Source organism: Modestobacter roseus (assembly GCF_007994135.1).
Lineage (GTDB): Bacteria > Actinomycetota > Actinomycetes > Mycobacteriales > Geodermatophilaceae > Modestobacter > Modestobacter roseus.
The window spans coordinates 2002927-2026597 of record NZ_VLKF01000001.1 but is presented as its reverse complement, the minus strand read 5'-3'; the positions used below and the strand labels follow the sequence as shown (position 1 = coordinate 2026597).

At 73.8% G+C, this 23671-nt stretch carries 21 protein-coding genes; 13 read left to right on the top strand and 8 right to left on the bottom strand.

The window, feature by feature from the left end; genetic code table 11:
• Both JD78_RS09665 and JD78_RS09660 read right to left on the bottom strand, forming a co-directional pair.
• Positions 1-423 carry a hypothetical protein gene (locus JD78_RS09665; RefSeq protein WP_228394874.1) on the bottom strand — a complete coding sequence of 141 codons (423 nt, stop codon included), beginning with the start codon at positions 421-423 and terminating at the stop codon, positions 1-3.
• 8 nt (positions 424-431) lie between these two features.
• Complete coding sequence (locus JD78_RS09660) at positions 432-680, bottom strand: hypothetical protein (RefSeq protein ID WP_153356069.1); 249 nt, start codon at positions 678-680, stop codon at positions 432-434.
• A 319-nt stretch (positions 681-999) separates the two neighbouring features.
• Here JD78_RS09660 and JD78_RS09655 point away from each other — a divergent pair, with 319 nt between their 5' ends.
• Positions 1000-1599 carry a hypothetical protein gene (locus tag JD78_RS09655; protein ID WP_153356072.1) on the top strand — a complete coding sequence of 200 codons (600 nt, stop codon included), beginning with the start codon at positions 1000-1002 and terminating at the stop codon, positions 1597-1599.
• Here the strand turns inward: JD78_RS09655 and JD78_RS09650 are convergent.
• Entirely contained in the window at positions 1583-1990 is a 408-nt protein-coding gene (locus JD78_RS09650) for a PNPOx family protein (RefSeq protein WP_153356075.1), read from the bottom strand. The genes JD78_RS09655 and JD78_RS09650 overlap by 17 nt on opposite strands.
• 76 nt (positions 1991-2066) lie before the next feature.
• Entirely contained in the window at positions 2067-2744 is a 678-nt protein-coding gene (locus JD78_RS09645) for an MBL fold metallo-hydrolase (RefSeq protein ID WP_153356078.1), read from the bottom strand.
• Between the two features lie 102 nt (positions 2745-2846).
• Here JD78_RS09645 and JD78_RS09640 point away from each other — a divergent pair, with 102 nt between their 5' ends.
• The 12 genes from JD78_RS09640 (at position 2847) to JD78_RS09585 (ending at position 18551) form a co-directional block, all read left to right on the top strand.
• On the top strand, positions 2847-4217 hold the full coding sequence (locus tag JD78_RS09640; protein ID WP_228394875.1) for an amidase: 1371 nt from the start codon (positions 2847-2849) through the stop codon (positions 4215-4217).
• A 143-nt stretch (positions 4218-4360) separates the two neighbouring features.
• The gene (gene uvrA / locus JD78_RS09635) at positions 4361-7279 is read left to right on the top strand and encodes an excinuclease ABC subunit UvrA (protein ID WP_153356084.1); all 2919 of its coding nucleotides are present in this window, start codon (positions 4361-4363) and stop codon (positions 7277-7279) included.
• A 153-nt stretch (positions 7280-7432) separates the two neighbouring features.
• Positions 7433-9727, top strand: a complete 2295-nt coding sequence (gene uvrC / locus JD78_RS09630; RefSeq protein ID WP_243731013.1) for an excinuclease ABC subunit UvrC — start codon at positions 7433-7435, stop codon at positions 9725-9727.
• Positions 9642-10436 (top strand): RNase adapter RapZ, encoded by a 795-nt coding sequence (rapZ, locus tag JD78_RS09625; RefSeq protein WP_243731012.1) that lies wholly within the window; start codon positions 9642-9644, stop codon positions 10434-10436. The genes uvrC and rapZ overlap by 86 nt, the downstream gene beginning before the upstream one ends.
• 47 nt (positions 10437-10483) lie before the next feature.
• Positions 10484-11413, top strand: coding sequence for a gluconeogenesis factor YvcK family protein (locus JD78_RS09620; protein ID WP_228394876.1), 930 nt, complete (start codon positions 10484-10486; stop codon positions 11411-11413).
• Positions 11414-11500: 87 nt separating this feature from the next.
• Complete coding sequence (gene whiA, locus JD78_RS09615) at positions 11501-12526, top strand: DNA-binding protein WhiA (protein ID WP_438861299.1); 1026 nt, start codon at positions 11501-11503, stop codon at positions 12524-12526.
• A gap of 256 nt (positions 12527-12782) precedes the next feature.
• Positions 12783-13790 (top strand): type I glyceraldehyde-3-phosphate dehydrogenase, encoded by a 1008-nt coding sequence (gene gap / locus JD78_RS09610; protein WP_153356096.1) that lies wholly within the window; start codon positions 12783-12785, stop codon positions 13788-13790.
• Positions 13791-13792: 2 nt separating this feature from the next.
• Positions 13793-14986, top strand: a complete 1194-nt coding sequence (locus JD78_RS09605; protein WP_153356098.1) for a phosphoglycerate kinase — start codon at positions 13793-13795, stop codon at positions 14984-14986.
• Positions 14986-15819: a triose-phosphate isomerase gene (tpiA, locus tag JD78_RS09600; RefSeq protein ID WP_153356101.1), complete on the top strand. Its 834-nt coding sequence runs from the start codon at positions 14986-14988 to the stop codon at positions 15817-15819. The genes JD78_RS09605 and tpiA overlap by 1 nt, the downstream gene beginning before the upstream one ends.
• Before the next feature lie 88 nt (positions 15820-15907).
• Positions 15908-17629 carry an ABC transporter substrate-binding protein gene (locus JD78_RS09595; RefSeq protein WP_228394877.1) on the top strand — a complete coding sequence of 574 codons (1722 nt, stop codon included), beginning with the start codon at positions 15908-15910 and terminating at the stop codon, positions 17627-17629.
• A 149-nt stretch (positions 17630-17778) separates the two neighbouring features.
• Positions 17779-18012: a preprotein translocase subunit SecG gene (gene secG / locus JD78_RS09590; protein WP_153356104.1), complete on the top strand. Its 234-nt coding sequence runs from the start codon at positions 17779-17781 to the stop codon at positions 18010-18012.
• A 197-nt stretch (positions 18013-18209) separates the two neighbouring features.
• Positions 18210-18551: an RNA polymerase-binding protein RbpA gene (locus tag JD78_RS09585; RefSeq protein ID WP_153356107.1), complete on the top strand. Its 342-nt coding sequence runs from the start codon at positions 18210-18212 to the stop codon at positions 18549-18551.
• An 89-nt stretch (positions 18552-18640) separates the two neighbouring features.
• Here JD78_RS09585 and JD78_RS09580 read toward each other — a convergent pair whose 3' ends face one another.
• The 4 genes from JD78_RS09580 to tal form a co-directional block, all read right to left on the bottom strand.
• Complete coding sequence (locus tag JD78_RS09580; protein ID WP_153356110.1) at positions 18641-19561, bottom strand: 6-phosphogluconolactonase; 921 nt, start codon at positions 19559-19561, stop codon at positions 18641-18643.
• Complete coding sequence (locus JD78_RS09575) at positions 19558-20778, bottom strand: glucose-6-phosphate dehydrogenase assembly protein OpcA (protein ID WP_153356112.1); 1221 nt, start codon at positions 20776-20778, stop codon at positions 19558-19560. Before JD78_RS09575 ends, JD78_RS09580 begins: the two co-directional genes overlap by 4 nt.
• A 59-nt stretch (positions 20779-20837) precedes the next feature.
• Positions 20838-22361: a glucose-6-phosphate dehydrogenase gene (gene zwf / locus JD78_RS09570; protein WP_153356115.1), complete on the bottom strand. Its 1524-nt coding sequence runs from the start codon at positions 22359-22361 to the stop codon at positions 20838-20840.
• A 123-nt stretch (positions 22362-22484) separates the two neighbouring features.
• Positions 22485-23591 (bottom strand): transaldolase, encoded by a 1107-nt coding sequence (gene tal / locus JD78_RS09565; RefSeq protein ID WP_153356118.1) that lies wholly within the window; start codon positions 23589-23591, stop codon positions 22485-22487.
• Between the last annotated feature and the right edge of the window lie 80 nt (positions 23592-23671).

Below are 23671 nucleotides of genomic sequence, written 5' to 3'. Positions count from 1 at the left end.
TCACCTGCGGCGGCGGACCACCGCGTAGCCCAGGGCGAGCACGGCCGCGGCCAGCGCGGTCTCGACGGTCCGGGCCCGGACGCTCGCCCGGACGATGCCGAGCGGCTCGGGACGGGCCAGCCGGGTGCCCAGCAGCACCCCGCCGAGCGGCGAGTCGACGCCGGCGCCGACGGTGACGACGTGCTGCGACGGGGAGTCGAGCCGGGCGGTGAGCCCCGCCCCGGCCAGGGCGCCGGCCAGCCCGGCGACGTCGGCGCGCCCCGGCCGGGTGCCGGTGCGGGCGGTGGCCGCCGCACGCAGCCCCTGCACGAAGCCGCGGACGTCGTCGGCGACCACGTGCACGTCACCACCCCGGGCGGTGACCCGCACGGGTGCGCCGTCGACCTCGATCGACAGGTCACCGGTCACGTCGAGGCGGGTCACCTCGGGGGTCATCCCTTGCTGGCGTTCTCGGCGGTGGTGATCCGCAGCGTGCCGTTCAGCTTCCAGGTGGCGCGCGGGGCGGCGGGGCCGGTCTCCCGCGGCACCTCGACGGTCATGTCCACGAACTCGTAGTTGATCGCCGCGCCCTTGCCCGTCAGGTAGGCCCACATCTCCTTACCGAGGTCGGCGAAGCTGGTGGTCTCGTGGGACTTGATGTCGCGCTTGCCGGTCGCCGTGTCGCTGGTCGACGTGGTCATGGAGCTCTCCTCGGTCGGTCGGGCCCGCGGGATGCGGCTCTGCCAGGACGTCACGGTGCGTCGCTCCGCGACTCCGGTTGCGCACTACCCGGTCTGCTCCCGTCGAACCAGCGCGCTGGGAGTCCGTTCGCGTGGCGCGGTCCCGTGGGGGCGATCGTGATCACGGACGTAGGAGCGCGGGCTGCGGCGCCTGCTGGAGCAGCTCACCGAGCCTGAGGGGATGGCTGCGGGCTGAGCTGGCCCGGGCCCCGGGTCGCGGACCACGTCGTCCTCGGTGATGATCATCGCCGATCAGGCGTGGGAGGCGTGGGGAGGCGTGGTGCGGGACGGACTGCTGGACCGGGCGGCGCGCCGGGTGCGTCCGCTGCCTCGTCGGAAGCGGCGCGCGGTCATCATCGCCCTGCTCGGAGGAGCGGCTGCGCTGACCGGTGGCTGGATGCTCGCCGTCCAGGGGCTCCTGGGCGACGGAGTGGTCAACTGGGGCCTGGTCGTCGTCGGGGCGCTGAGTCCGGTGATCGGCGCCGTGGTCGGCGGCGCCGCGCCTCGCTGGGCGCACCGGGTGAAGGCCGGAACGGCTGAACGAGAGCAGATGCGGCCGTTCTGGACGGCGACCCGCACCGGCCGGTTGCCCGCCCGCGTGGACCCCGCCGAGTGGCGGCCGCTGCTGCTGCGCGAGCTGGCGGCCAACCGCCGGCGGATGCCGGTCCGGGCCGCGGTCTGGGCTGCCGTGGGCGTCGGGTGGCTGGTCCTGGTGGTGACCGTGCTGGACGTCGGGCTCGTCCCGGTCGTGACCTGGACGCTGCTCTGGGGGCAGGTGGTGTCCTGGAGCTGGGCGGCCGGCCGGCGGCGGGAGGAGCGGCTGTCCGGGCTGCTCGCGCGGCTGCCGGTGCCCTCGGAGTCGGTCAGCCGGCCAGGGTGATCTCCACCAGCGGGTCCCGGGTGTCGTCGGGCACGTGCCCGACCTGCGCCCGGTAGTCGGCCAGCGCCGCCGCCCGCTCCGGCTCGGGCAGCACGACACCCACACCGTCCCGCCACGCGCCGTCGAGCAGCACCTGCACCCGGGTCGGCCGGCTGAAGGCCCGCCACCAGCGCTTGTGCTCCGCCCCGCCGGCCAGCACGAGCACCCGGCCGGGCTCGGTGGCGTACTGCACGGGCAGGGTGACGGTCGCCCCGCTGACCGGGCCGACGTACCGCAGCGCGCAGACCCGCCGGCTCAGCAGCCGGCGCGCGGGGGAGCGGAGCAGTGCCAGGACCACGCCGTTGACCCGGCCGGTGCGGCGCGCCGCCGCTGCGCGTGGCGACGTCGACATGGCCGCAGCCTGGCGGCTGCCGGCCACCGGGCCGAGAGGCGTTCGGCCCCGGTCCCGGGAGTCCTCGGGCCCCGGTTCACCAGCCGCGGTCGCGCCACTCCGCGAGGTGCGGCCGCTCGGTGCCCAGCGTCGTGTCGGCGCCGTGGCCGGGGTAGACCCAGGTGTCGTCGGGCAGGACGCCGAACAGCCGGACCTCGACGTCGTCGATCAGGCTGGTGAACCGGGCGGCGTCGGACTGGGTGTTGCCGACCCCGCCGGGGAAGAGGCTGTCGCCGGTGAAGACGTGGGTGCCCGCGCCCTCGGGCCCGCGCCAGACCAGCGCGATGCTGCCGGGGGTGTGCCCGCGCAGGTGCACGACCTCGAGCTCGTGGTCCCCGACGGGGACGGTGTCGCCGTGCTCGACCGGGCGGGTGACCGGCGTCGGCAGGTCGGCGGCGTCCGCGGCATGCGCGACGTTCTCGGCGCCGGTGGCCCGCAGGACCTCCGGGAGCGCGCGGTGGTGGTCCCAGTGCCCGTGGGTGGTGACGACGGTGCGCACGTCGGCGGCGTCGATCATCCCCAGCAGCGCCTCGGGGTCGGCCGCCGCGTCGATCAGCAGCGCCTGCCCGGTGCCGGGCCCGGTGCCGGTGTCGATCAGCAGGTAGGCGTTGTTCGCCATCTCGCTGACCGCGAGCTTGCGGATGGTCAGGCCGGGCAGTTCGCGGACGTCGGCCGGTCCGCCGACCCGTACGTCGCCGGTGTAGCTGTCGCTCATCCCGCTCCGATCTGAGAACTGTCGGGGGTCCCGGTTAGGTTCGACCGCATGGACGCTAGTGCAGGTTCCGCGCGCCCAGCTCCCGCGCCGACGGGTCCGGTCGTGGGGCTGCCCGCCACCGAGCTGGCCGCCCGGGTCCGGTCCGGTGAGCTGACCGCCGTCGAGGTGGTGCGCGCCCACCTGGCGCACCTGGCCGACGTCGAACCGCGCATCGGTGCCTTCCGGGTCGTCCGCACCGCGGCCGCGCTGGCCGAGGCCGCGGCGGTCGACGCCCACCCCGACCGCGCTCGGCTGCCGCTGGCCGGTGTCCCGGTCGCGGTGAAGGACAACGTGGCCGTGGCCGGGGAGGTGGTCACCGACGGGTCCGCCGCGCACGCGCCCACCCCGGCCGCGACGGACGACCCGGTCGTGGCGCGGCTGCGCGCCGCCGGCGCGGTCGTCGTCGGGATCACCCGCGTGCCCGAGCTCTGCGTCTACTCGGCCACCGACGGCCCGGGCACCGTCACCCGCAACCCGTGGGACACCGCGTGGTCCGCGGCCGGGTCCTCCGGTGGCAGCGCCGCGGCCGTCGCGGCCGGGGTCGTGCCGCTGGCCCACGGCAACGACGGGATGGGGTCCCTGCGCCTGCCGGCGGCCGCCTGCGGCCTGGTCACGCTGAAGCCGGGCACCGGCGTCGTGCCCGGCGCCGTCGGCGCGAACAGCTGGTACGGCATGGCCGAGCACGGGGTGCTGGCCACCACGGTGGCCGACCTCGCCGCCGGCTCCGCCGTCCTCGCCGGCGCGCCCTGGGCCGACCCGCCGGCGCCCGCCGGGCCGCTGCGCATCGCGGTGTCCACCCGGTCCCCGGTCCCCGGCGTGCGGCTCGACGCCGCGGGCAGGGCGGCCCTGGACGCCGTCGTCGCCGAGCTCCGGGCCGCGGGGCACACCGTCGTCCACCGCGATCCGCCGATCACCCCGGCGGCGGCCGCCGCGGTGGCCGCCCGCTGGCTGGCCGGCCCGGTCACCGACGCCGACGCCCTGGGGCTCGACCGGCACGCCCTCGAGCCCCGGCACCGGGTGCACACCCGGCTCGGCCGGCTCGTGCAGCGTGCCCACCTGCTCCGCCCTGGCGCGCTGGCCGCCTTCCGGGCCCGGATGGCGGACTTCTTCACCGACGTCGACGTGCTCGTCACGCCCGTGGTCAGCGGCCCGCCGCTGCCCGCGCGCCCGTGGCACGAGCGCGGTCTGCTGGCCAACGTCACGGCCAACGCCCGCTGGGCGCCGTGGACGTCGGCCTGGAACGGCGCGGGCCTGCCGGCCCTCGTCCTGCCCGCCGGCCCGGGCCGGGCGGGGCTGCCCACGTCGGTGCAGTTCGTCGGCCCGGCAGGTGGCGAGACGCGACTACTGTGGCTCGCCGGAGAGCTGGAAGGCCGGCTGCCCTGGCGCCGGCACGCGCCCCTGTTCGAGCCCCACCTGCCCGGCGTCCCCAGCTGATCACCTCCGGCCCGCCGCCAGGGGTCGGGAGACCCAGCCGACACCGGGGTGGGGAAGCCCGCCCGCCGGCACCGGCGTTCCACCACCGAGACCACTGCAGCGAGACCACTGCAGCGAGAACCACTGCGACCGACAGGGAACACATGGACCGGCTCGTCGTCAGCGGCGCCCGAGAGCACAACCTCAAGGACGTCCACCTCGACCTGCCCCGCGACGCGATGATCGTGTTCACGGGGCTCTCCGGCTCGGGCAAGTCGAGCCTCGCCTTCGACACGATCTTCGCCGAGGGCCAGCGCCGCTACGTCGAGTCGCTGTCGGCGTACGCCCGTCAGTTCCTCGGGCAGATGGACAAGCCGGACGTCGACTTCATCGAGGGCCTCTCCCCGGCGGTGTCGATCGACCAGAAGGCGACCAACCGCAACCCCCGGTCGACCGTCGGCACCATCACCGAGGTCTACGACTACCTGCGTCTCCTCTACGCCCGCGCCGGCCAGCCGCACTGCCCCAACTGCGGCAAGCCGATCTCGCGGCAGTCCCCCCAGCAGATCGTCGACCAGGTGCTGGCCATGGAGGAGGGCACCCGCTTCCAGGTCCTCGCACCCGTGGTGCGGGCGCGCAAGGGCGAGTACGTCGACCTGTTCAGCTCGCTGCAGACCCAGGGCTTCTCCCGGGTCCGGGTCGACGGCACCGTCCACCCGCTGACCGAGCCCCCGAAGCTCAAGAAGCAGGAGAAGCACACGATCGAGGTGATCGTCGACCGGCTCACCGTGAAGGAGAGCGCCAAGCGCCGGCTCACCGACTCGGTCGAGACGGCGCTCGGGCTGGCCGGCGGCCTGGTCCTGCTCGACTTCGTCGACCTCCCCGAGGGCGACCCGGCCCGCGAGCGCACCTTCTCCGAGCACCTGGCGTGCATCGACGACGGCCTGTCGTTCGAGGCCCTGGAGCCCCGGTCCTTCTCCTTCAACTCGCCGTTCGGCGCCTGCCCGGAGTGCACCGGCATCGGCACCCGCAAGGAGGTCGACCCCGACCTCGTGGTGCCCGACCCGACCAAGAGCCTCGAGCAGGGGGCCATCGCGCCCTGGGCCGGCTCGATGAGCAAGGAGTACTTCCAGCGGCTGCTGTCCGGGCTGGGCGACATGCTCGGCTTCTCCATGGACACCCCCTGGGAGCGGCTGCCGGCCAAGGTGCAGAAGGCCGTGCTGCACGGTTCCCCGGACCAGGTGCACGTCCGGTACAAGAACCGCTACGGCCGGGAGCGCAGCTACTACGCCGCCTTCGAGGGCGTGCTGCCCTTCCTCGAGCGCCGGCACGAGGACACCGACAGCGAGTTCATGAAGGACAAGTACGAGGGCTACATGCGGGACGTCCCGTGCCCCGTCTGCCACGGCACGCGGCTCAAGCCGGAGATCCTGGCGGTCAAGCTCAACGGGCGGTCGATCGCGGAGGTCACCGACCTGTCCATCGGGGACGCGTCGGAGTGGCTCGGCGCGCTGGAGCTGGGGGAGCGGGAGAAGGCGATCGCCGACGCCGTCCTCCGCGAGATCCAGGCCCGGCTGTCCTTCCTGGTCTCCGTCGGGCTGGACTACCTGTCCCTCGACCGCCCGGCAGCCACCCTGGCCGGCGGCGAGGCACAGCGGATCCGGCTCGCCACCCAGATCGGCTCCGGGCTCGTGGGCGTGCTCTACGTCCTCGACGAGCCCTCGATCGGGCTGCACCAGCGCGACAACGTCCGGCTCATCGAGACGCTGGTCCGGCTGCGCGACATGGGCAACACGCTGATCGTCGTCGAGCACGACGAGGACACGATCAAGCAGGCCGACTGGGTCGTCGACATCGGTCCCGGCGCCGGTGAGCACGGCGGCGAGGTCGTCGTCAGCGGCACCTACGAGGACCTGCTGGCCAGCGAGCGGTCGATCACCGGCCAGTACCTGTCCGGTCGCCGGGAGATCAGCATCCCGAAGACCCGGCGCGAGCCCACCCCGGGCCGCGAGCTGGTGGTCAAGGGCGCGCGGGAGAACACCCTGCGCGGCATCGACGTGCGGTTCCCGCTGGGGGTGATGGTCGCCGTCACCGGGGTCTCCGGCTCGGGCAAGTCCAGCCTGGTCAACGACATCCTGTACACCACGCTGGCCAACGAGCTGAACCGCGCACGGATGGTGCCCGGCCGGCACCGCACCATCACCGGCCTGGACCAGCTGGACAAGGTCGTCGGCGTCGACCAGTCACCGATCGGCCGCACCCCGCGGTCCAACCCGGCCACCTACACCGGCGTCTGGGACCACGTCCGCAAGCTCTTCGCCAGCACGACGGAGGCGAAGGTCCGTGGCTACCAGCCCGGCCGCTTCTCCTTCAACGTCAAGGGCGGCCGCTGCGAGGCCTGCTCCGGTGACGGCACGCTGAAGATCGAGATGAACTTCCTGCCCGACGTCTACGTGCCCTGCGAGGTGTGCAAGGGCGCCCGGTTCAACCGGGAGACCCTCGAGGTGCACTACAAGGGCAAGACGGTCGCCGAGGTCCTGGACATGCCGATCTCGGAGGCCGCCGAGTTCTTCGAGGCGATCCCCGCGATCGCCCGGTACATGCGCACCCTCACCGACGTCGGCCTGGGCTACATCCGGCTCGGACAGCCGGCCACCACCCTCTCCGGTGGCGAGGCGCAGCGGGTCAAGCTCGCCAGCGAGCTGCAGAAGCGGTCCAACGGACGCACCATCTACGTCCTCGACGAGCCGACCACCGGCCTGCACTTCGAGGACATCCGCAAGCTGCTGCTGGTCCTGCAGGGGCTGGTCGACAAGGGCAACTCGGTCATCGTCATCGAGCACAACCTCGACGTGATCAAGAGCGCGGACTGGCTCATCGACATGGGGCCGGAGGGCGGTTTCCGCGGCGGCTCCGTCGTCGCCGAGGGCCCGCCGGAGCTCGTCGCCACCGTGTCGGAGAGCCACACCGGCCGGTTCCTCGCCGACATCCTCGACCCGGCGGCGATCGCCGCGGCCGCCGAGCCGAAGAAGCGGTCCCGGAAGAAGTCGCAGCTCGCCGCAGCCGGCGAGAAGGCGAGCTGACGCCCTCCAGGTCGTCACCCGACGGAGCCCCGTGCGCCCACCGGCGCCCGGGGCTCCGTCGTCGTCCCGTGCGCCGGCTGGGGGTGTCCCCGGTGTTCGTGCAGGTCGCCGGTGGGCCGCCGGGCTGTCGGTGGGGCGACATAACCTGAGGGCATGCCCGACCCGTCCACGTACCGACCGGCGGTCGGCTCGATCCCGGAGGACCCGGGCGTCTACAAGTTCCGCGACCCGGCCGGCCGGGTCATCTACGTCGGCAAGGCCAAGAGCCTCCGGCAGCGGCTGAACAGCTACTTCGCCGACGTCTGGGGCCTGCACCCGCGCACCCGGCAGATGGTCACCACCGCCGCCAGCGTCGAGTGGACCGTCGTCGGCACCGAGGTCGAGGCCCTCCAGCTCGAGTACAACTGGATCAAGGAGTTCGATCCGCGGTTCAACGTCCGGTACCGCGACGACAAGAGCTACCCGAGCCTCGCCGTCACGCTGAACGAGGAGTTCCCGCGGCTGCAGGTGATGCGCGGTCCCAAGCGCAAGGGCGTCCGCTACTTCGGGCCCTACGCGCACGCCTGGGCGATCCGAGAGACGCTGGACACCCTGACCCGGGTCTTCCCGGCGCGCACCTGCTCGACCGGGGTCTTCAAGCGGGCCAGCCAGATCGGGCGCCCCTGCCTGCTCGGCTACATCGGCAAGTGCGCCGCACCGTGCGTCGGGCGGGTCAGCCCCGACGAGCACCGCGAGATCGTCGACGACTTCTGCGACTTCATGGGCGGGCGCACCGACCAGATCGTCCGCCGGCTCGAGCGGGAGATGGCCGAGGCCGCCGAGCAGATGGAGTACGAGAAGGCCGCCCGGTTGCGCGACGACCTCGGTGCCCTCCGCCGCGCGCTGGAGAAGCAGGCAGTGGTCCTCGGTGACGGCACGGACGCCGACGTCGTCGCCTTCGCCCAGGACGAGCTGGAGGCCGCCGTCCAGGTCTTCCACGTCCGCGGCGGCCGGGTCCGGGGACAGCGCGGCTGGATCATCGACAAGGTCGAGGACGTGACCACCGGCCAGCTGGTCGAGCAGTTCCTGCTCCAGGTGTACGGCGGGGTCGACGAGCAGACCGGCGTCGGCGAGGCGGGTGACTCGGTGCCCCGCGAGGTGCTCGTCCCCGAGCTGCCCGACGACGCCGAGGTCTACGCCGAGCTGCTCAGCGAGCTGCGCGGCTCACGCGTCTCCCTCCGGGTGCCCCAGCGCGGCGACAAGCGCAGCCTGATGGAGACCGTGGAGCGCAACGCGAAGGAGTCCTTCGCCCGGCACCGGGTCAAGCGGGCCAGCGACCTCACCGCCCGGTCCCTGGCGCTGTCGGAGATCCAGGAGGCGCTGGACCTGCCCGAGGCCCCGCTGCGCATCGAGTGCATCGACGTCTCGCACGTCCAGGGCACCAACGTGGTGGCCAGCATGGTGGTGTTCGAGGACGGGCTGGCGAAGAAGGCCGACTACCGCCGCTTCTCCGTGGCCCAGGGCACCGACGACACCGCCGCCATGGCCGAGGTCGTGCGCCGCCGGTTCGCCCGGCACCTCAAGGACGAGCAGGACCGCCGGGACGAGCAGGGCGTGGCCGCCGAGGAGGGGCGTCCCCGGCGGTTCGCCTACCCGCCGAACCTGCTGGTCGTCGACGGCGGCGCCCCGCAGGTGGCCGCGGCCAGCCGGTCCCTGGCCGAGCTCGGCATCGTCGACGTCGCGGTGTGCGGCCTGGCCAAGCGGATGGAGGAGGTCTGGCTGCCCGACGACCCGGACCCGGTCATCCTCCCGCGCACCTCCGAGGCCCTCTACCTGCTCCAGCGGGTGCGCGACGAGGCGCACCGGTTCGCGATCACCTACCACCGGCAGCGACGATCGACGACGATGCTGGTCTCCCTCCTCGACGACGTGCCGGGGCTGGGCGAGACCCGGCGGAAGGCACTGATGAAGCAGTTCGGATCGCTCAAGCGGCTGCGGGCCGCCACCGTCGAGGAGCTCACGGCGGTGCCCGGCATCGGCCGGCGCACCGCCGAGGCGGTCCTCGTTGCGGTCGCGGAACCGGCGGCGACGGCGGCGGCCGCCGCCGACCCCGAGCCGGACGTCGAGTCGGCGCCGGGGCCGCCACGGCCGCGGCGCCGGAGCCCGTCCCCGCCGCGGAGGCCGGTGAGATGGCCGAGGTGGGCCGGGTGCGGCCGGCGGCCGGGACCGGGGCCGGGGCATGACCGCGGCCGACCGCAGCGCCCCCGCCGGCCCGCAGCGCGACGTCCCACCCTCGGCCGACGGTGCCGGCACCGAGGTCGCCCCGCTCGACGTCGTCGTCGTCACCGGGCTGTCCGGGGCCGGGAAGAACAGCGCCGGGCGGGTGCTGGAGGACCTCGGCTTCTTCGTGGTCGACAACCTGCCGCCGGCTCTGCTCACGCCCATGGTGGAGCTCGGTGCCCGCGGTGACCTGCGCCGGTTCGCCGCCGTCGTCGACGTGCGCAGCCGGGCGTTCTCCAGCGACCTGGAGGAGGCGATCCGGCTGCTGGCCGACGCCGGCCACCGCCCGCGCGTCGTCTACGTGCACGCCCGCGACGACGTGCTCATCCGGCGCTACGAATCGGTCCGCCGCGAGCACCCGCTGCAGGGCAGCGGCCGGCTCATCGACGGCATCGAGGCCGAGCGGGAGCTGCTCACCGGCATCGCGGGGGAGTCCGACCTGTGGGTCGACACCAGCGACCTGAACGTGCACCAGCTGCGCGACACGCTGGAGGCCGCGTTCGTCGAGGACGGTGCCCCGCCGGAGGTCGTGGCCACCGTGCTCAGCTTCGGGTTCAAGTACGGCCTGCCGCTGGACGCCGACCTCGTCGTCGACGCCCGCTTCCTCCCCAACCCGCACTGGGTGCCCGAGCTGCGATCGCGCACCGGGCAGGACACCGCGGTGCGCGACTACGTGCTCGGCCAGGACCACGCGGCCGAGTTCATCGACGGCTACATGCGCGTGCTCGACCTGCTCCTGCCCGGGTACCGGCGCGAGGGGAAGCGCTACCTGACCCTCGCCGTCGGCTGCACCGGCGGCAAGCACCGCAGCGTCGCGATCGCCGAGGAGTTCGCCCGCCGGCTCAACGCGCTGGGCGTGCCCACCACGCCCCGGCACCGCGATCTGGGGCGCGAGTAGTGGTCGCGCCCGGTGAGGCACCGCTCCGCGTCCCAGCGCCCCGTGTCGTGGCGCTCGGCGGCGGCCACGGTCTCGCCGCGTCGCTGGCGGCCTGGCGGCGGCTGACCGAGGACCTGACGGCGGTGGTGACCGTCGCCGACGACGGTGGCTCCTCGGGCCGCATCCGTCGCGAGATGCCGGTGCTGCCACCCGGTGACCTGCGGATGGCGCTCGCGGCGCTCGCCGGGGAGGAGGGCAGCGCCCCGCAGGTCGCCCAGCTGCTGCAGCACCGGTTCGGCGGCAGCGGGGTGCTCGCCGGCCACCCCGTGGGCAACCTCATGCTCACCGGGCTGACCGAGATGCACGGCGGCGACAGCGTGCGGGCCCTCGGCGTGCTCGAGCAGCTCCTGGGCGCCCGGGGCCGGGTGCTGCCGATGGCGGAGGTCCCGCTGGACCTGGTGGCCACCGTGGCGAGCACCGACCCCGACGACCCGCAGGAGACCCGCCGGATCCGCGGGCAGGTGGCCATCGCCTCGACCCCGGGCCGGGTCCGTGACATCCGCGTCTCCCCGGCCGACCCACCGGTGCCCGAGCCGGTGCTGACGGCGATCGCGCGCGCCGACGTCGTCTGCCTGGGGCCCGGCTCCTGGTACACCTCGGTGCTGCCGCACCTGCTCGTGCCACGGTTGCGGGCGGCGCTGGCGGCCAGCCCGGCGCGGGTCGTCGTCGTGCTCAACCTGGAGCCGCAGCCCGGGGAGACCGACGGCTTCTCCCCGCAGGAGCACCTCGCCGTGCTCCAGGCACATCTGGGAGGCGTGTCGTTGCACACGGTGATCGCGGATGCGGCTGCAGTTGTTGACCGGCGTGGTCTCCTGTCTGCTGTGCAGGGATGCGGGGCAGAACTGGTGCTGGCACCGGTCGCCGCGTCCGACGGAACACCACAGCACGACCCGGCGCGGCTCGCCGCGGCACTGGCCTCCGTGGTCGGTGCGCGGTGAACGGACGGCGGGGAGTCGGGCACCGGGGCACCGGTGGCCGACAGGCACACCTGGGGGAGAGGGAACACCGCTGATGGCGATGACGGGATGCACGAGGACCGGTCGCTCCGTGCGGGCACGGGGGTGGACGACATGGCGATGACGGCGATGGTGAAGGACGAGCTCTCCCGCGTGGAGTGCACCAGGACGTCCGAGCGCAAGGCCGAGGTGACGGCGCTGCTGCGGTTCTCCGGGGGGCTGCACATCGTGGGCGGCCGGGTGGTGATCGAGGCCGAGCTGGACACCGGCTCGGTGGCCCGCCGGCTGCGCCGCGACATCAGCGAGGTCTACGGCTACACCAGCGGGGTGAGCGTGCTGGCCGGCGGCAACATCCGCCGCGGCGTGCGCTACCTGGTGCGGATCGCCAAGCACGGTGAGGGCCTGGCCCGGCAGACCGGCCTGGTCGACCAGCGCGGCCGGCCGGTGCGCGGGCTGCCGCCGTCGGTCGTCTCCGGCGGGATCGGCGACGCCGAGGCCGCCTGGCGCGGCGCCTTCCTGGCGCACGGCTCGCTGACCGAGCCCGGGCGCTCGTCCTCGCTCGAGGTCACCTGCCCCGGCCCCGAGGCGGCCATGGCGCTGGTCGGGGCGGCCCGCCGGCTCGGCATCGCCGCCAAGGCCCGCGAGGTCCGCGGCACCGACCGGGTCGTCGTCCGCGACGGCGACGCCATCGGCGCCCTGCTCACCCGGATGGGCGCGCACGACGCGGTGCTGGCCTGGGAGGAGCGGCGGATGCGCCGCGAGGTGCGGGCCACCGCGAACCGGCTGGCCAACTTCGACGACGCCAACCTCCGCCGCTCCGCGCGCGCCGCGGTCGCCGCCAGCGCGCGGGTCGAGCGGGCGCTGGAGATCCTCGGTGAGGACGCGCCCGAGCACCTGCTGGTCGCCGGGCGGCTGCGCCTGGAGTTCGGTCAGGCCTCGCTGGAGGAGCTCGGCCAGCGCGCCGACCCGCCGATGACCAAGGACGCTGTTGCCGGGCGCATACGGCGTCTGCTGGCGATGGCCGACAAGCGCGCCAAGGACCTCGGCATCCCGGACACGGAATCCGTGGTCACGGACGACATGCTCGCTCAGTAACGGCGGGACTGCTCCTGCCTCGGCCCCGTTCCGAGGAGGACGGGGTCCGTGCAGAGACGTCAGCGACGTCTTCCTGACCTGGTCGGGAAGACGTCGCTGACGTATTCCGGGGCGCGGTGGCCGGTCCACCCGGGGGCGTCGGGCGGGCCGCGGGGGCCGATAGGGTGTGCCCGGAATGTGGCTGCGCGCACGCGCGGCCCACGGTGCCGCTGGGCCGACCGGCTCGGTGAGGGCAACACGGTCTGGGAGGTCCGCAGTGACGGTACGGGTCGGGATCAACGGGTTCGGCCGGATCGGCCGCAACTTCTATCGGGCAGCGGCCGCCAGCGGTCAGGACATCGAGATCGTCGCGGTCAACGACCTGACCACGAACGAGACGCTGGCCCACCTGCTCAAGTACGACAGCATCCTGGGCAAGCTGGCCGAGGACGTCACCGTCGTGGACGGCGGCATCAAGGTCGGCGAGAAGACCATCAAGGTGCTGGCCGAGCGTGACCCGGCCAACCTGCCCTGGGGCGAGCTGGGCGTCGACGTGGTCGTCGAGTCCACCGGGTTCTTCACCAAGGCCGACGACGCGCGCAAGCACGTCGACGCCGGTGGGGCCAAGAAGGTCGTGATCTCCGCGCCGGCCACCGGCGACGACCTGACGATCGTGATGGGCGTCAACCACGAGCAGTACGACGGCTCGCAGACGATCATCAGCAACGCGTCCTGCACCACCAACTGCCTGGCCCCGCTGGCCAAGGTCCTCAACGACGCCTTCGGCATCGAGCGTGGCCTGATGACCACGATCCACGCCTACACCGCCGACCAGAACCTGCAGGACGGCCCGCACAAGGACCTGCGCCGCGCCCGAGCCGCCGCGCTGAACATCGTGCCGACCTCCACCGGTGCGGCCAAGGCCATCGGCCTGGTGCTCCCGGAGCTCAAGGGCAAGCTCGACGGCTACGCGCTGCGCGTCCCGGTGCCGACCGGTTCGGCCACCGACCTCACCGTCACCCTCTCCCGCGAGGTCACGGTCGAGGAGGTCGACGCCGCCTACAAGGCCGCGGCCGCCGGTCCGCTGGCGCCGTACCTGGTCTACACCGACGCGCCGATCGTCTCCTCCGACATCGTGACCGACCCGGCCTCCTGCATCTACGACGCCGGCCTGACCAAGGTCTTCGGCAACCAGGTCAAGGTCGTCGGCTGGTACGACAACGAGTGGGGCTACTCCAACCGGCTGGTCGACTCCGTCGTCCTGGTCGGCAGCAAGCTCTCCTGACCATGCGTTCCGTCGACGAGCTCATCGCCGGCGGGGTCTCGGGTCGGCGCGTGCTGCTGCGCGCCGACCTGAACGTCCCGCTGGACAAGAAGACCGGCGCGATCACCGACGACGGCCGGATCCGGGCCAGCCTGCCGACGATCACCGCACTGCGGGACGCCGGCGCCCGGGTCCTGATCGCCGCGCACCTGGGCCGCCCCAAGGGCGAGCCGGACCCGCGGTTCTCGCTGGCCCCGGTGGCCGCGCGGCTCGGTGAGCTGCTGGGCACCGCGGTGCCGCTGGCGGCCGACGTCGCCGGTCCCGACGCCTCGGCCAAGGCCGCGGCCCTGGCCGACGGCGACGTCCTGCTGCTGGAGAACGTCCGCTTCGAGGCCGCCGAGACCAGCAAGGACGACGCCGTCCGCGGCGAGCTGGCCGACCGGCTCGCCGGGCTGGCCGAGCTCTACGTCGACGACGCGTTCGGTGCGGTGCACCGCAAGCACGCCTCGGTGTTCGACGTCGCGCAGCGGCTGCCGCACGCGGCCGGCCGGCTGGTCGCCCGGGAGCTCGAGGTGCTCACCCGGCTCACCGAGAGCCCGGAGCGGCCCTACGTGGTCGTGCTCGGCGGCTCGAAGGTCAGCGACAAGCTGGGCGTGATCGAGGCGCTGCTGCCCAAGGTCGACCGGCTGCTGATCGGCGGGGGGATGACGTACACCTTCCTCGCCGCCCGCGGCCTGGAGGTCGGCACGTCCCTGCTGGAGGCCGACCAGGTCGAGACCTGCCGGCGGCTGCTGGCCGAGGCCGGCGACCGCATCGTGCTGCCGGTCGACGTCGTCGTCACCCCGGAGTTCAGCGCCGACGTGCCGACCCGGGTGCTGCCGGCCACCGAGATCCCGGCCGACGAGATGAGCCTGGACATCGGCCCGGAGAGCGTCGCGCTCTTCACCGAGGCGCTGTCCGGTGCGCACACCGTGTTCTGGAACGGGCCGATGGGCGTCTTCGAGCTGGCGCCGTTCCAGGGCGGCACCCGCGGGGTCGCGCAGGCCGTCGGCGCCGTCGAGGGGCTCTCCGTCGTCGGTGGCGGTGACTCGGCCGCGTCCGTGCGGCAGCTCGGCCTCGACGAGGGCGCCTACGGGCACATCAGCACCGGCGGCGGCGCGTCGCTGGAGTACCTCGAGGGCCGGGCGCTCCCCGGCCTGACGGTGCTGGCCGACTGATGGCGCGCACGAGGGAGACCCGTCCGGTCCGCGAGGGGCGTCGCCCGCTCATCGCCGGCAACTGGAAGATGCACCTGACGCACCTGGAGGCCATCGGCCTGGTGCAGAAGCTGGCCTTCTCGCTGAAGGAGCAGCAGCTGGAGGCGGCCGAGGTGGTCGTGGTCCCGCCGTTCACCGCGTTGCGCAGCGTGCAGACGCTGGTGGCCGGGGACAAGCTGGAGATCGGCTACGGCGCGCAGGACATCTCGGCGCACGACTCCGGGGCCTACACCGGCGAGGTGAGCGGGGTGATGCTGGCCGCGCTGGCCTGCCGGTACGCGCTGGTCGGGCACTCCGAGCGGCGCACGCTGCACGGTGAGGACGACGCGGTGGCCGCGGCCAAGGTCCAGGCCGCGCTGCGGCACGGGATCTCGCCGATCCTGTGCGTGGGGGAGGGGCTCGACGTCCGCCGGGCCGGCACCCACGTGCCGCACTGCACCGCCCAGCTCGACGCGGCCCTCGACGGCCTCACCGCCGAGCAGGTCGTCGGCGCCGACGGCGCCGGCCCGGGCATCGTGATCGCCTACGAGCCGGTGTGGGCCATCGGCACCGGCGAGGTGGCGACCCCGGATGATGCGCAAGAGGTCTGTGCGGCGCTGCGGGCGCGGCTCGCCGAGCGCTTCGGCACCGGCACGGCCGCCCGCGTCCGTATCCTCTACGGGGGATCGGTGAAGGCCGGCAACACGGCCGGCATCCTCGCCGGGCCGGACGTCGACGGCGCGCTCGTCGGCGGTGCCAGCCTGGACGCTGACGAGTTCGCATCGATCTGCCGACACGCCGCCGACGGGAGCTGACCGCCGCCGGCACTGACCCGGGCGGAGCAGCACCACGGTGATGCACAGCAGGAACCGACGGCCGGTCCGTCGTCGCACCCGAGAGGGCGTGACGCGGCCGGTCGTCGCGCTGGCGGCCCTGCTGGCGCTCGCCGTCCTCGCCGGGTGCGGCACCGGCAACACCGGGGTGGCCGGGGTGCCCACCCAGAGCGGCGAGGCCAACAGCGGCGTCGCCGGCGTGCGGAACCCCTCGGACGAGCCCGGTGGCACGCTCCGCCTGCTGGCCGGGGAGATCGACAGCCTGGACCCGCAGCGCTCCTACGTGCCCGGTGTGTGGAACCTGATGCGGTTGTACGCGCGCACGCTGGTCACCTGGTCCACCGAGCCGGGGAACACCGACGAACTGGTGCCCGACCTGGCCACCGACCTCGGCACCACCACCGACGGCGGCCGGACGTGGACCTACACCCTCCGCGAGGGCGTGCGGTTCGAGACCGGCCGCCCGATCACCTCCCGCGACGTCAAGTACGGCATCGAGCGGTCCTTCGCCTCCGACGTCGTGGTCGGTGGGCCCACCTACGTCGTCGACCTGCTCGACGACCGTGCCGACCCGTACGCCGGGCCCTACCAGGACGAGACGCCCGACCGGCTCGGGCTGCCGGCGATCGCCACCCCGGACGACCGGACGATCGTCTTCACCCTCACCACGCCGACCCCGGACTTCCCGTTCGTGCTGGCGCTGCCCTCCAGCAGCCCGGTGCCGGCGGAGAACGACACGGCGGGCAGCTACGGCGCCGACCCGATCTCCTCCGGCCCCTACGCGGTCACCTCGGTTGACCCGCAGACCGGGGTGGTGCTGGAGCGGAACCCCGAGTGGGACCCGGCCACCGACGACGTCCGCACCGCGCTGCCGGACCGGGTGGTGGTGCGCAGCGGGCTGTCCAGCTTGGCCCGCGACCAGGCGCTGCTCGCCGGCTCGGCGGACATCGACCTGTCCGGCTCGGGCGTGCAGGAGGCCACCACCGCCCGGCTCGTCGACCGCGGTCTCGGCGGCCGCATCGACGACGTCACCACCGGCTCGCTGCGCCTGCTCGCGCTGCCCACCACGGTCGCGCCGATGGACAACGCCGAGTGCCGGGCCGCGGTCGCCGCGGTCGTCGACCGGCGCGAGGTGCAGGAGGCCCTGGGCGGGGCGGGCAACGTGGTGCGCACGTCCACGTTGTGGCCACGGGCGCTGGACGGCGGTCCGGACGAGGCGGACGCCGAGCCGGACCTGGCGACCGCCCGGGAGAAGCTCGCCTCCTGTGGCCACCCGAACGGCTTCAGCACCGTGTTCGCCGTGCCGGACGTGCCCACGATCGTGGAGATGGCCGGCGTGGTCGCCGCGCAGCTCGCCGAGGTGGGCATCCAGGCCGAGGTGCGCCCGCTGGACCCGGCGACCTACTACGCCACCGACATCGGCAACCGGGACGCGGTGACCGCCGGCGGGTACGGCCTGGTGCTGGCCACCTGGACCGCGGACTTCCCGACGCCTGCGTCCTTCCTGGTGCCGTTGGTCGACGGGCGGTCGCTCCGGCCGGTCGGCAACACCAACTACGCGCGGCTGGACGACCCGCAGGTGAACGGGCTGGTCGACGCGGCCCGGGCGGCGGCCGAGCCGGCGATCGCGGCCGATGCGTGGCGGCAGGTGGTGCGGGCGGTCGACCAGACCTTCACCTACGTGCCGCTGGCCGAGAACCGCGTGCAGCTGCTGGCCGGGCAGCGGCTGCGCAACGGCCTGGTCATGCAGCCCTACGGCGGCTACGACGTCGCCACCGCCGGCGTGCGCTGACCGTCCGAGGCGGACGGCGGCGAGGGCGGGGCCGGCGCCGGCTGGCGGTCGCACTGCGCGGCATCGGTTAGGCTGGCAGGTCGAGAGCCCCCCACGGCTGGGGTCCACGCCCCACACCCCCGGTCCACGGGACAGGAGACGAACGAACTGTGATCGAGACGGCCCTCAACGTGCTGCTGGTGCTGCTGAGCATCGGGCTGATCGTGCTGATCCTGCTGCACCGCGGCAAGGGCGGTGGCCTGTCGTCGATGTTCGGCGGCGCGGCCGCGTCCTCGCTGGCCGGCAGCTCGGTGGTGGAGAAGAACCTCAACCGCGTCACCGTGCTCTTCGGGATCCTCTGGACCGTCTGCATCGTCGCCCTGGGCATCCTCATCAAGGCCTGATCCCGGTGGCAGGACCCCGCCGCTCGCGAGCTCGCGGCGGGCCGCTGGAGGCCGCGGTGCACGCAGTCCGGTGTTCGATCGCGTGCCGGTACTGACGGTGTCCGCATCGTGACCTGTGCAACCTCTGTCAGGCCCTAGACTGCCCGCGCGGTGATCATCTCGTCACCGCCGACGGAGCCGACGTCAGGGGGCCGTTCATGGCTGGTGGGAACGCGATCCGGGGCAGCCGAGTGGGTGCTGGTCCGATGGGGGAAGCCGAGCGCGGTGAGGCGGCGCCGCGCCACCGCGTCGGGTTCTGGTGCGCCAACGGGCACGAGTCGCGGATCGCCTTCGCGGCCGACATCGAGGTGCCCGAGACCTGGGACTGCCCGCGTTGCGGACTGCCGGCCGGTACCGACCAGCAGAGCCCGCCGCCGGCGCCCCGGACCGAGCCGTACAAGACGCACCTGGCCTACGTGCGAGAACGGCGAACCGACGAGGACGGGGACGCGCTCCTCGAGGAGGCGCTGACCCGGCTGCGCGCCCGCCGCGGCGCCTGAACGACCGCCGTCTGAACGATCGCAGCTGCTGAACGACAGAGGCCCGGGTGCGGAGAGCACCCGGGCCGCTGTCGGTCCGCGGAGGACGCCTACCCGCGGGGGAGCAGGCTCGCCGCGGCCTCGTCCAGCAGCCAGCGGGTCGCCCGCGTGCCGCGCGCCCCGGCGGCCGGGATCTCCAGCGGGGTGGCCCCGGAGAGCGCCCGGGCGACGGCCTCGGCCTTGCCCTCGCCGCTGACCAGCAGCCACACCTCCTCCGCGGAGGTGATCGCGGAGAAGCCCAGGCTCACCCGGGTCGGCGGCGGCTTCGGGCAGTCGCGGACGGCCACCACCGGCCGGTCGTCCCGGGCGGCGGGGGAGTCGGGGAAGATCGACGCCACGTGGCCCTCGGGCCCCATCCCCAGCAGCAGCACGTCGAAGCGGGGCAGCTGGAGGACCCCGTCGCCCCCCACCGCTCGCGAGCTCGCGTCGGGGCCCTGCGGCGGGGCCATCAGCTCGGGTCGCGTTGCCGCCGCGGCCAGTTCCCCGGCGTACCAGGCGGCGGCGTCCTCGGGCTCGTCGAAGCCGGCGTCGGACGACGGGATGGCGTGCACCCGCTCGGGCGGGATGCCGGCCGGCAGGACGAGCGTCTGCCGGGCACCCAGCTCGTTGCGGTCACTGGAGTCGGCGGGGACGAACCGCTCGTCGCCCCACCACACGTCGACCGCGGTCCAGTCGACGACGGCGTGCTCGGGCTCGGCCACCAGGTCGGCGACCCGCTGCAGCACCGCGGTGCCGATCCCGCCGCCGGTGACGACGACCGACGCGGTGCCGTGGACGGCCTGGGCGGCGGCCAGCCGCGCGACGAGCGCGGAGGCCACGGACCGGGCCAGCCGGTCGGCGTCGGGCTCGATGACCACGTCGGGGGTGGGCCGCCCCTCGGCGGCCAGCGCCTCGTCGACCCGGTCGCCGGGTGACTCGTGGCTCGTGGGTCCCTGGTCCGTGGGTCCCTGGTCCGTGGATCCCTGGCTCATCGCCGTCCCGCCTTCTTGGCCGGCCGCGCCGCGGTGGGCTGCACGACCTGCTGCTCGTCGGAGTCGTCGGCGGGGGAGTCGTGCTCGCCGCTCTCCGCGATCTCGTCGGTGTCCCCGGGGGTGTCGGGCACGGTGGGGGCCGGTGCGGCCGCCGTCCCCTCCGCGTCGGGCACCTCCGCCTCCGCCGCGTTCAGCTCGGACTCGGCTGCGGCGGCCGACTGGTCCGGGCGCATCGGGTCGTACCAGACGTGCTCGCGGCAGTCCGGGCGGTCGGAGAGCCCGGAGAGCCCGGACACCGCCTCCAGCGCCTCGCTGTAGGGCTCGTCCGGGTCCAGCCGGCGCAGCTCCTCACCGATCAGCTCGCCCAGGCTGCGGTCGGGCAGCGCGACGACGGACTCCGGCCGGAACGGCTGGTCGATGACCGCGCCGCCCTTGCGGTCGTCCTGCAGCCGCACCTCCTCGTCCTGGTCGAGCCGGAGGACGACCGAGTCGATGCCGCGCGGGCCGGTGGCCCGCGGGGTCGGCACCACCTCGACCGGACACCCGCACCGCGAGGAGATCCAGCCGGCGACCAGCTGGGCCGTGGCGTTGCCGGGGTCGCCCTCCACCCGTGCGCCCAGCACCCGGACCGGCTCGCCTCGGCGGCCGGCGACCGCATCCAGCGTCGAGGCGAGCGTGGCCCGCCACGGGGTGCTGCGGGTCCAGGAGATGTCGGTGTCGCCGGGGTGGTAGTCGTGCGCCCGGTTGCGCAGCGCGGCGACCGGGTCCGGCGCCATCGAGGAGTCGGTGATGCGGCGACCGGCGATGACGCCGAGCGCGTCACGGGCGATCTGGTCCGGCGGGGTCTCGTGCCACCAGGTGACCACCGGGGCGTCGGCGGCCAGCAACGGCAGCACGACCGACTCGGCGTGCAGGCCCAGCCGGCCGTACATGCGCATCACGACGGCCTCACCAGGACCGAGCCGCCCGCCGATGAGCACCTCGGCGTCCAGCCGGGGCACGGGGGCCTCCACCTGGCGGCGGACGACGATGAGCAGCCGGCAGGGGTGCTCCTCGGCGGCCGACGCGGCGGCCTGCTCGGCCTCGGCGACCCGGCGCTCGTCGGCGACGACCACCAGGGTCAGGGCGACGCCGCTCATCACGGCGCCGCCGGTGCGGCGCTGGGCCGCCAGTTCCTTGACCACCGCGGATCCGGTGGTGTCCCACAGCGTGGTCACGAGGTCAGCTCCTCAGCTCGCGAGGGGTGGAGCAGGACAGAGGTCACGGTCGGCGCGGGTCAGGGTCTGCGCCATGCCCGGCCTTCGGCCTCGAGCATCGCGTCGGCGGCCCGCGGGCCCCATTCGCCGGCCCGGTAGGAGTGCGGGGTGGTGCCGGTCCAGAAGGCCTCCAGCGGGTCGATGACCGCCCAGGAGGCCTCGACCTCGGCGTTGCGCGGGAACAGCGTGGCGTCGCCGAGGAGCACGTCCAGCAGCAGCCGCTCGTAGGCCTCGGGGCTGGCCTCGGTGAACTGTTCGCCGTAGAGGAAGTCCATCGCGACGTCGCGGACCTCCATCACGCTGCCGGGCACCTTCGAGCCGAACTTCAGCGTGACGCCCTCGTCGGGCTGCACCCGGATCACCAGCTGGTTGTGGCCCAGCTCCTCGGTGTCGGTCGGGGCGAAGGGGAGGTGCGGAGCGCGCCGGAAGGACAGGGCGATCTCGGTGACCCGGCGGGGCAGGCGCTTGCCGGTGCGCAGGTAGAACGGCACCCCGGCCCAGCGGCGGGTCTCGACGCCGAGGCGGACGGCGGCGTAGGTCTCGGTCGTCGACGCCGGGTCGACGCCGTCCTCCTGCTGGTAGCCCTTCGCCCGCTGGCCGGCGAGCCAGCCCTGCTCGTACTGGCCGCGGATGGCGAATTGCGCCATGTCGCCGTCGGCGGGGATGGAGATGGCCCGCAGCACCTTGAGCTTCTCGGTGCGGATCTCCTCGGCGGAGAACTCGACCGGCTCCTCCATGGCGGTCAGTGCGAGCAGCTGCAGGAGGTGGTTCTGCAGCACGTCGCGGGCGGCGCCGGTCTTCTCGTAGAACCCGGCGCGCCCGCCGATGCCGACGTCCTCGGCCATGGTGATCTGGACCGAGTCGACGTGGTGACCGTTCCAGATCGGCTCGAACAGCGTGTTGGCGAAGCGGAGGGCCAGCAGGTTCTGGACCGTCTCCTTGCCGAGGTAGTGGTCGATCCGGAAGACGTCGTCGGCGGTGAAGACCGAGTCGACCAGCGCGTTCAGCTCGCGGCTGGAGGTCAGGTCGGTGCCGAAGGGCTTCTCGACCACGACCCGGCGCCACCGTTCCGGGGTGCTCTCGGCCATGCCGGTGCGCTGCATCTGCTTGAGCACGACCGGGAACAGCGCGGGCGGGATCGACAGGTAGAACGCGGCGTTGCCGCCGATGCCGTGGCTGCCCTCGAGCTCGGCAAGGTTCTCGGCGAGCTCGTCGAAGGCGTTGTCGTCGTCGAAGGAGCCCTGGACGAAGCGGACGCTGTTGGCCAGCCGCTCCCAGACCTCCTCGCGCCACGGGGTGCGCGCGTGCTCGCGGGCGGCCGACCGGGCGAGCTCGGAGAACTCGACGTCACCCCAGTCGCGGCGGGCGAAGCCGAGCAGGGCGAAGTTGGTGGGGAGCAGGCCGCGGTTGGCCAGGTCGTAGACGGCCGGCAGGAGCTTCTTGCGCGAGAGGTCACCGGTGATCCCGAAGACGACGAGAGCGCAGGGCTCGGGAACTCGGGGCAGCCGCCGGTCCCGGGGATCGCGCAACGGGTTGGTGGACATCGTCTCCGTCCTCGATCGCTGGGCGACCCGCCGTCCGGCCCGGAGGACCGGGCGGGACGGCGGGTCGGTGGTGCGGGGTGGTTCAGGTGGTGCGGTGCGGGTGCGCCGGGAGCCGGCGCACCGTCACTTCTTGTCCTGCAGCTGCTCCTGCACGGAGCCGGTCAGCTCGTCCCAGGCGTCGACGAACTTCTGCACGGCCTCGTCCTCGAGCACGCGGAAGACGTCGTCGAGGTCGACGCCGGCGTCGGTGACGGACTTCATCACCTGGGCGGCGTCGGCGTAGGCCGACTGCACCGGGGTGCCGGCCTGGCCGTGGTCGGCGTAGGCCTGCATCGTCTTCTCCGGCATGGTGTTGACCGTGTCCGGGGCGATCAGCTCGGACAGGTACAGCGTGTCGGAGTACTCCGGGTTCTTCACCCCGGTCGAGGCCCACAGCGGACGCTGCTTGCTGGCGCCCTTGGCCTCCAGCGCCTTCCAGCGGTCGGAGGAGAACACCTCCTCGTAGGCCTGGTAGGCCAGCTGGGCGTTCGCCACGCCGGCCTTGCCCTTGAGCGAGGCGTCGGCACCCGAGGCGTCCAGCCGCTTGTCGATCTCGGTGTCCACGCGGGACACGAAGAACGAGGCGACCGACTCGATGCCGTCGAAGGAGGCGTCCGGGTTCTCGGCCAGGCGCTTCTCGAGGCCGGCGATGTAGGCCTCCATGACCGCCTTGTACCGCTCGAGGCTGAAGATCAGCGTCACGTTCACGCTGATGCCGGCCGCGATCGTCTCGGTGATCGCGGGCAGCCCCTCGACGGTGGCCGGGATCTTGATGAACAGGTTCGGCCGGTCGACCAGCCACCACAGGTGCGCAGCCTCCGCGGAGGTCGCGTCGGTGTCCCGGGCCAGGCCCGGGGCCACCTCCAGCGACACGCGGCCGTCGCGGCCGGTGCGCGCGGCGACCGGCGCGAGCAGGTCGCACGCGTCCCGGACGTCGGCGGCGGTGATGGTGCGCAGCGCCTCCTCGACGCTCACCTTGCGCACCGCCATGGCGTGCAGCTGGTCGTCGTAGGACGACGAGCCGCTGATCGCCGCGGCGAAGATCGACGGGTTCGTGGTGACGCCGACGACGCTGTGCTCGTCGACGAGCTGCTGCAGGTTGCCGCTGCGGATGCGGTCGCGGGAGAGGTCGTCGAGCCAGACGGCGACCCCCGCCTTGGACAGCTGTGCCAGGTTCTCGTTCTGGGCCATCTCATGCCCTCCTGTCTGTGTGTGTTCTGCGGCCCCGGTGCAGGGCCCCACGGCGCGCGGAGCGTGTCGTGGGGGGCACC